This is a genomic window from Variovorax sp. 20P10.2.4, from assembly GCF_058244205.1.
This window is the reverse complement of record NZ_JBZAYE010000368.1, coordinates 1-7,416: the sequence shown is the minus strand read 5'-3', so window position 1 is coordinate 7,416 and position 7,416 is coordinate 1. Positions and strand designations below refer to the sequence as shown.

Here is a 7,416-nt window from a genome sequence, read left to right as displayed (position 1 = left end):
CACCGTGGGGCGACCACGTTTCGTGCGCGCCTTCAACTGGGTCCGCAAGCCATCGTCGCTCGCGATCGCGTTGAGCGCATCGGCATCGAGCACCAGCGCGCGGGCGGTCGACAGCACGCGCGGCAGCAGCTCGCGCACCGCGGTGCCGCCGCCACAGCCGCAGACCACGGCCATCGCCGAGAGATCGAGCGAACGGGCGTCGCGCAGCATCAGTTCGGGCTGAGCGAGGTCGACCGGCGCCGCGCCCGGATCGAGCAGGCCGACGAAGGTGCGGCCAGCGCCCGCATGCAGCGCGGCGGAACCGGCCAGCAATGCTGCACCGGCCATGCCCGATGCGCCGCCGATCACGGCCACGTCGCCGTAGCTGCCCTTGTGGGAAGCGTGGGCGCGCGGAGCGAGCGATGGGGCGCCCGGCAGGCGCGCCACGGGCGGTTCGCTCGTCGCGCCGCAGCCGAGGTCGTCGAACCAGATCTCGCCGGCCGCGTCGCGGCCCTGGGCCGTGAAGAGACCGGGCTTCAGGGTCAGCAGGCTCAGGCAGATGCGCCGCGATGCCGCGCTTTGCGCCAGAAGATCGTCGCCGTGCGAAAGCGTGCCGGTGTCCGCATTCAGGCCCGATGGCACGTCCACCGCGAGCACTGGATGCGCCTCGCCATGCATGCGGCGCAGCCACTCGGCCATCGCGCCTTGAGGCGGGCGGGTGGCGCCGATGCCGAGCAGTGCGTCGATCGCGAGCTCGTAGCGCGCGGGCGGCTCCGGGGCGAAGGTCACGCCCGCATCGCGAGCCCGCTGCAGCGAGGCTTTCGCGTCGGCCGGCAGGCGGGCCTCGTCGCTCGCGAAGCTGACGACGGTCTCGACCCCGCGCTGCCGCAGCTGCGCAGCCGCCTCGAAGCCGTCGCCGCCGTTGTTGCCCGGACCACAGGCCACCCAGACCGTGCGGGCATGCGGCGCGATCGCCATTGCGAGCCGTGCCACGGCCAGCCCGGCGCGCTGCATCAGCGCGTGAGCGGGCAGGGCGGCCGCGGCGGCCTGCTCGATGCGGCGCGTGGCAGCGAGGTCGAACAGGTCGGCTGCGGTGGCGGAGGTGATGCGGTGCATCGGGCGATTCTGCCCCTGCCTATGATCGCGCGATGAAACGTCTGGGGCTTCTCGGCTGGCTGATCGCGCTGCTGCTTGCGTGGTTCGTGGCCTTCGTTGTCACCAGCATGGTGTTGGGCGAAGGCCTGGCTTGGGCGCTGGGGTGGCTGGCCATCGTCTGGGGCGTGTTTCTGCTGGCCGAATCGCTGCGATGGGTGCCGCTGCGCGACCTGGCCTGGGCCGCGAGCGTGGGCTGGGGCTTCGGGCTGATCCGCTGGCTCGATCCCATGATCGATGGCGCCGCGGGTGCGTGGCGCTGGCTGCTGATGGCGGCGGACCTGCTGTGCTTGGCCGTGTGCGTGCTGGTCGCGCCCGCGTTGCTGTCCGGGCTGGCCCGGCGTCTGCGGCCGCCGGAGCCGCCACGCTTGCCAGTGGAGAGGCCGGCCGCCCATCCGCGGCAGTGGGGCCCGAACGACGAGGCCTGAGCCTCAGCTTCCGAGTCGCTCGACGCCCAGCCCTTCGAGGTCGACGCCAGGGTCCTGCCCGGCGATCAGATCGGCCACCACGCGCGCGCTACCGCACGACAACGCCCAGCCGCTGGAGCCGTGGCCGAGGTTGAGCCACACGCCCGGAATGCCGCTCGCGCCGAGCACCGGCGGCCCGTCGGGCAGCATCGGCCGTGCGCCTTTCCACTGCTGCACGCCCGACTGCAGGGTCGCCGCGCCCGGGAACCAGTCCTGCAGCACCTTGTAGAGCGTGAGGATCGCGGGCTGGCTCAGCGTGTCGGCCGAGCCGCCGATTTCGGCGCTGCCCGCCACGCGCACGCGCTGTCCGAGCCGCGAGATCGCGACCTTGTAGCGTTCGTCCATGATCGCGCTGCGCGGCGCGTTGAGCGGCTCGCGCACCGGCGCACTCACCGAATGCCCGTAGACCGGCGCCATCGGAATCCTCAGGCCGAGCGGGCGCAGCAGCGAGGCCGAGCCGAGCCCGGCGCAGACCACCACCGCATCGAAGTGCAGCGCATCGGAACCGCTGGCCAGCGACAGCGAGGTGGGCGCGGCGCGGCTCAGCGGCGCGATGTCGCAGTTGAAGTGGAACTGCGCACCGAGCGACTCGGCCTCCCACTTGAGCAGCAGCGCGAACTGGCGGCAGTTGGCGACCTCGTCCTCGGGCAGGTGGATCGCGCCTGCCAGCGGCGTGTCGGGGTTGAGGGCGGGCTCGATCAGCCGGGCCTCGTCGGCATCGACCTCGCGGAACACGCTGCCCGCGCCGCGCAGCACCTCGAGACCGGGCTGGACCAGCTTGCGCTCGCGCTTGGAGCGCAGCAGCACCAGGTAGCCGTCGCTGCGTTCGTAGTTGAGCTCGCGGGCCTCGCTCACCTCGTGCAGCCGGGTACGGCTGTAGAAGGCCAGGCGCTGCATGCGCGCGCGGTTCGCGAGGTAGGTCTCGAGCTTGCAGGCCTTCTGCCAGCGCGACATCCAGCCCAGATCGCGCGAGGACAACGGCCAGCGCAGCTTGATGGCGCCGTGCGAGGACAGCAGCGAGCGCAGCACCTTCAGGCGCATGCCGGGCGCCGCCCAGGGCGTGACGTAGCCGGGCGCCACCACGCCGGCGTTGGCGAAGCTGGCCTCCTCGGCGGCGGCGCCCCGGCGTTCGAAAACGGTCACTTCATGGCCGTCGGACGCCAGCTCCCAGGCGGTGGTGACACCGATGATGCCGGCGCCCACGATCGCGATTTTCATTGAGATTCAGGATAAAAAAGAGTGCTGACGCCCATCTGACGAAGGTGCCTAGCTATTGTTTTTGCAGCAGCCATGCCGTCTCGTCGTGCAGCGCAGCATGCCAGAGCATTGGCGCCCCGGGGCGTTCCCCGGGTACACGGCGGGGCATCGGGGGCGCGCATCCGTCGAACGGCGTCCGACGGGAGGCTGGAAGGTGGGGCTTCGGGATCTGGCAAGGCGTGCGGGGCAGGGGTGTCCGAGGTGCGTGCTATACTCTTTGGGTTTCGCTCACGCGGTACTCCATCTGTCAAGACGGAGCACCACGCCGACGAAACACATTCGCAAACCAGCCCAATCAAGGTGTTGCGACCTCGCTGATGCAGCGTTGCCGGCCAAGCCGGCATGCAGTGTCCAGCGGAGTGCAAAAACGGGCTGGATTTTAGACCCAACCTTCGGAGTAACTTCAATGTCCGTCACCATGCGCGAAATGCTGGAAGCCGGTGTCCATTTCGGTCACCAAACCCGCTTCTGGAACCCCAAGATGGCCCCGTTCATCTTCGGTCATCGCAACAAGATCCACATCATCAACCTGGAAAAGTCGCTTCCGATGTTCCAGGATGCGGCCAAGTACGCCAAGCAGCTGACGGCCAACCGCGGCACGATCCTGATGGTCGGCACGAAGCGCCAGGCGCGCGAAATCGTCGCCGCCGAAGCCCGCCGCGCCGGCGTGCCCTTCGTCGACACCCGCTGGCTCGGCGGCATGCTGACCAACTTCAAGACCGTCAAGACCTCGATCAAGCGTCTGAAGGACATGAAGGCCCAGCAGGAAGCCGGCCTCGACAGCCTGAGCAAGAAAGAGCAGCTCACCTTCACCCGTGAAATCGAGAAGCTCGAAAAGGACATCGGCGGCATCCAGGACATGGCTGCGCTGCCCGATGCCATCTTCGTGATCGACGTGGGCTTCCACAAGATCGCCGTGGCCGAAGCCAAGAAGCTCGGCATTCCGCTGATCGGCGTGGTGGACTCCAACCACTCGCCCGAAGGCATCGACTACGTGATCCCCGGCAACGACGACTCGTCGAAGGCTGTCACGCTGTACGCCCGTGGCATCGCCGACGCGATCATCGAAGGCCGCAACAGCGCGACCAGCGACGTGGTCAAGGCCATCGCCGAAGGTAGCGACGAATTCGTCGAAGTCGAAGAAAGCGCTTCGGCCTGAGCTGCGCGTCCCCGCGCCTGAAGAAGGGGCTTCGTTGCCCCTTTTTTTTAATCTGATTTTCTGAATACGGAGAGAAACAATGGTTGCAATCACCGCAAGCATGGTCGGCGAACTGCGCGCCAAGACCGACGCGCCGATGATGGAGTGCAAGAAGGCTCTGACCGAGGCCGACGGCAACATGGAAAAGGCCGAAGAGCTGCTGCGCATCAAGCTCGGCAACAAGGCCGGCAAGGCATCGAGCCGCATCACCGCCGAAGGCGTGGTGGCTGCCTATGTCGACGACGCTGCCGGCGCGATGATCGAGATCAACTGCGAAACCGACTTCGTCACCAAGAACGACAGCTTCCTGGCGCTGGCCAATGCCGCTGCCAAGCTGGTCGCGCAGAACAACCCGGCCGACATCGCCGCGCTGGGCGCGCTGGCCTACGAGCAGGACGGCTTCGGCCCCACGCTCGAGGACGTGCGCAAGGGCCTGGTCGGCAAGATCGGCGAGAACATGAGCTTCCGCCGCTTCAAGCGCTTCGCCGGCAACGGCAAGCTGGCTTCGTACCTGCACGGCACGCGCATCGGCGTGGTGGTCGAGTTCGAGGGTGACGATGCCGCCGCCAAGGACGTTGCGATGCACATCGCCGCCATGAAGCCGGTCTCGGTTGCCGCGTCGGACGTGCCGGCCGAGCTGATCGAGAAGGAGCGTGCCGTGGCCGCGGGCAAGGCGGAAGAAGACCGCAAGACCGCCGAAGCCGAAGGCAAGAAGCCGCAACCCGCCGACATCGTTGCCAAGCGCATCGAGGGTGGCGTGCAGAAGTTCCTCAAGGAAGTCTCGCTGCACAACCAGCCGTTCGTGAAGAACGACAAGCAGACCGTCGAACAGATGCTCAAGGCCGTCAACACCACCGTCAAGGGCTTCACCCTGTACGTGGTCGGCGAGGGCATCGAGAAGAAGGTCGACGACTTCGCTGCCGAAGTCGCGGCCCAGGTCGCAGCCGCCAAGGCCGCTGCCTGAGACCGTTCCCCGCCAGAAGGCGACAGCGTGCAGGTGCATGCTGTCGCCTTTTCACCGCCAAGCTCTACACTCGCCCCCGCTCACTCTTAAAGGAAATTGCCCATGTCTGATCCCCGCCCAGCCCACAAGCGAATCTTGTTGAAGCTGTCGGGAGAGGCACTGATGGGCGACGACGCCTTCGGCATCAACCGCGCCACCATCGTGCGCATGGTCGCGGAAGTGGCCGAGGTCGTGAACATGGGCGTCGAGGTGGCGGTCGTGATCGGTGGCGGCAACATCTTCCGCGGCGTCGCGGGCGGCTCGGTCGGCATGGACCGCGCCACGGCCGACTACATGGGCATGCTGGCCACGGTGATGAACTCGCTGGCGCTGGCCGATGCCATGAACAAGCAGGGGCTGGTGGCGCGCGTGATGTCCGCCATCGCCATCGAGCAGGTGGTCGAGCCTTACGTGCGGCCCAAGGCGCTGCAGTACCTCGAGGAGGGCAAGGTCGTGGTGTTCGCCGCGGGCACAGGCAATCCCTTCTTCACCACCGACACCGCCGCGGCGCTGCGCGGCGCCGAGATCGGCGCCGAGCTGGTGCTCAAGGCGACCAAGGTCGACGGCGTCTACAGCGCCGACCCGAAGACCCATCCCGACGCGACGCGCTACGCCAGCCTGACCTTCGATCAGGCCATCGCGCAGAATCTCGGCATCATGGACGCGGCAGCCTTTGCGCTGTGCCGCGACCAGAAGCTGCCGATCAAGGTGTTCTCGATCTTCAAGAACGGTGCGCTCAAGCGCGTCGTCATGGGCGAGGACGAGGGCACGCTGGTGCATGCCTAGGAGTATTTGAGAATGACCATTGCCGATATCCGCAGCACGACCGACGCGAAGATGAACCAGTCGATCGCTGCCTTCCAGAACAACCTCACCAAGATCCGCACCGGCCGTGCCAACGCCGCGCTGCTCGACTCGATCCATGTCGAGTACTACGGCTCGCAGGTGCCGCTGAGCCAGGTGGCCAACGTGTCGGTGCTCGACTCGCGCACGCTGAGCGTGCAGCCCTGGGAAAAGGGCATGGGCGCCAAGATCGAGAAGGCCATCCGCGAAAGCGACCTGGGTCTCAACCCGGCCTCGATGGGCGAGCTGATCCGCGTGCCGCTGCCGGCCATGAGCGAAGAGCGCCGCCGCGAAATGACCAAGCTGGTGCGCAACGAAGGCGAGAGCGCCAAGGTCGCGACGCGCAACCTGCGCCGCGATGCCAACGAATCGGTCAAGAAGCTGGTCAAGGACAAGCTGGCTTCGGAAGACGACCAGAAGCGTGCCGAAGCCGAGATCCAGAAGGTGACCGACCGCCACATCGCGGAAATCGATCGCCTGATCGCGGCCAAGGAAGCGGAGATCATGGCCGTTTGAGGCTGCCCATGGCCGCCTCCAAGCCGCAGACCATTCCCCACCACATCGCCATCGTCATGGATGGCAATGGCCGCTGGGCCACGCGGCGCTTCCTGCCTCGCGTGGCAGGGCACAAGCAGGGCGTGGAGTCGCTGCGCCGCTGCGTCAAGGCCTGCGTCGACCGCGGCGTACGGGTGCTGACCGTGTTCGCCTTCTCCTCGGAGAACTGGAACCGCCCGCCCGAGGAGGTCTCGGGCCTCATGGACCTGATGGTCGGCGCGCTGGCGCGCGAAGTGCCGAAGCTCGGCCGCGACGGCGTGCAGCTGCGCTTCGTCGGCGAGCGCGGCGGCCTGTCGCCGAAGATGGTGAAGGGCCTGATCGACGCCGAGAACGCCACGGCGATGAACGACCGCCTGGTGCTCAACGTGTGCTTCAACTACGGTGGCCGCTGGGACATCGCCCAGGCCGCCGCCAAGCTGGCCGAACGCGGCGAACCGCTGACCGAGCTCAACCTCGACCGTGCGATGGCGCTCGCCCACGTGCCCGATCCCGACCTGTTCATCCGCACCGGCGGCGAACAGCGGCTGTCGAACTTCCTGCTCTGGCAGAGCGCCTACGCCGAGCTGTTCTTCAGCGACAAGCTCTGGCCCGAGTTCGACGAGGCGGCGCTCGACGAGGGCATCGCCGCATTCCAGAACCGCGAGCGCCGCTTCGGCAAGACATCGGCGCAGGTCACGACCAACGCCCGATCGCGCCAGACGGCCTGAACCTCTCTCCCCGGACGACCCCGCTGCATGCTCAAGCAACGCATCCTCACGGCGATCGTCCTGCTGGCGATCCTCCTGCCGGCGCTTTTCTATCCTTCCTACGTTCCCTTCGGCTGCGTGATGCTGGTGCTGATCGGCGCCGCGGCCTGGGAGTGGGGGCGCCTCAACGGCTATGGCCAGCGGGTGTCCGTGTTCCTCGGCCTCGAGATGGTGGTGTTGTGCGCGCTCTCGTGGTGGCTCGGACTGCTCGAGCGG

Annotated in this window: 8 protein-coding genes and 1 pseudogene; 7 read left to right on the top strand and 2 right to left on the bottom strand. The window is 67.5% G+C overall.

The genetic code is table 11. The features are described from left to right. Positions 1 to 1,095: NAD(P)H-hydrate epimerase (locus AC27VN_RS27105; RefSeq protein WP_490878531.1), on the bottom strand; the 1,095-nt coding region annotated here is incomplete at its 3' end. A 32-nt stretch (positions 1,096 to 1,127) separates the two neighbouring features. On the opposite strand from AC27VN_RS27105, the gene AC27VN_RS27100 reads away from it, so the two are divergent. Beyond that, complete coding sequence (locus AC27VN_RS27100; RefSeq protein ID WP_490878530.1) at positions 1,128 to 1,559, top strand: hypothetical protein; 432 nt, start codon at positions 1,128 to 1,130, stop codon at positions 1,557 to 1,559. Between the two features lie 3 nt (positions 1,560 to 1,562). Here the strand turns inward: AC27VN_RS27100 and AC27VN_RS27095 are convergent, their stop codons facing one another. Continuing rightward, positions 1,563 to 2,816: a D-amino acid dehydrogenase gene (locus tag AC27VN_RS27095; RefSeq protein ID WP_490878529.1), complete on the bottom strand. Its 1,254-nt coding sequence runs from the start codon at positions 2,814 to 2,816 to the stop codon at positions 1,563 to 1,565. Positions 2,817 to 3,261: 445 nt separating this feature from the next. On the opposite strand from AC27VN_RS27095, the gene rpsB reads away from it, so the two are divergent. The 6 genes and pseudogenes from rpsB to AC27VN_RS27065 all read left to right on the top strand — a co-directional run. After that, the gene (rpsB, locus tag AC27VN_RS27090) at positions 3,262 to 4,014 is read left to right on the top strand and encodes a 30S ribosomal protein S2 (protein WP_093342273.1); all 753 of its coding nucleotides are present in this window, start codon (positions 3,262 to 3,264) and stop codon (positions 4,012 to 4,014) included. Positions 4,015 to 4,093: 79 nt separating this feature from the next. Continuing rightward, a complete protein-coding gene (gene tsf / locus AC27VN_RS27085) occupies positions 4,094 to 5,017 on the top strand; it encodes a translation elongation factor Ts (protein WP_093342272.1) in 924 nt (307 codons plus the stop codon). Between the two features lie 102 nt (positions 5,018 to 5,119). Further along, positions 5,120 to 5,842 carry a UMP kinase gene (gene pyrH / locus AC27VN_RS27080; protein WP_057591659.1) on the top strand — a complete coding sequence of 241 codons (723 nt, stop codon included), beginning with the start codon at positions 5,120 to 5,122 and terminating at the stop codon, positions 5,840 to 5,842. A 12-nt stretch (positions 5,843 to 5,854) separates the two neighbouring features. Beyond that, the gene (gene frr / locus AC27VN_RS27075; RefSeq protein WP_093342271.1) at positions 5,855 to 6,415 is read left to right on the top strand and encodes a ribosome recycling factor; all 561 of its coding nucleotides are present in this window, start codon (positions 5,855 to 5,857) and stop codon (positions 6,413 to 6,415) included. A gap of 8 nt (positions 6,416 to 6,423) precedes the next feature. Continuing rightward, positions 6,424 to 7,161 carry a polyprenyl diphosphate synthase gene (gene uppS, locus AC27VN_RS27070; RefSeq protein ID WP_490878528.1) on the top strand — a complete coding sequence of 246 codons (738 nt, stop codon included), beginning with the start codon at positions 6,424 to 6,426 and terminating at the stop codon, positions 7,159 to 7,161. A 27-nt stretch (positions 7,162 to 7,188) separates the two neighbouring features. Beyond that, positions 7,189 to 7,416: pseudogene (locus tag AC27VN_RS27065) on the top strand (phosphatidate cytidylyltransferase); the annotation flags it as partial.

Excerpts from the sequence above, each read along its gene's own strand:
- AC27VN_RS27100 (WP_490878530.1), top strand. The coding sequence starts at position 1,128 with ATGAAACGTCTGGGGCTTCTCGGCTGGCTGATCGCGCTGCTGCTTGCG.
- AC27VN_RS27095 (WP_490878529.1), bottom strand. The coding sequence starts at position 2,816 with ATGAAAATCGCGATCGTGGGCGCCGGCATCATCGGTGTCACCACCGCC.
- rpsB (WP_093342273.1), top strand. The coding sequence starts at position 3,262 with ATGTCCGTCACCATGCGCGAAATGCTGGAAGCCGGTGTCCATTTCGGT.
- tsf (WP_093342272.1), top strand. The coding sequence starts at position 4,094 with ATGGTTGCAATCACCGCAAGCATGGTCGGCGAACTGCGCGCCAAGACC.
- pyrH (WP_057591659.1), top strand. The coding sequence starts at position 5,120 with ATGTCTGATCCCCGCCCAGCCCACAAGCGAATCTTGTTGAAGCTGTCG.
- frr (WP_093342271.1), top strand. The coding sequence starts at position 5,855 with ATGACCATTGCCGATATCCGCAGCACGACCGACGCGAAGATGAACCAG.
- uppS (WP_490878528.1), top strand. The coding sequence starts at position 6,424 with ATGGCCGCCTCCAAGCCGCAGACCATTCCCCACCACATCGCCATCGTC.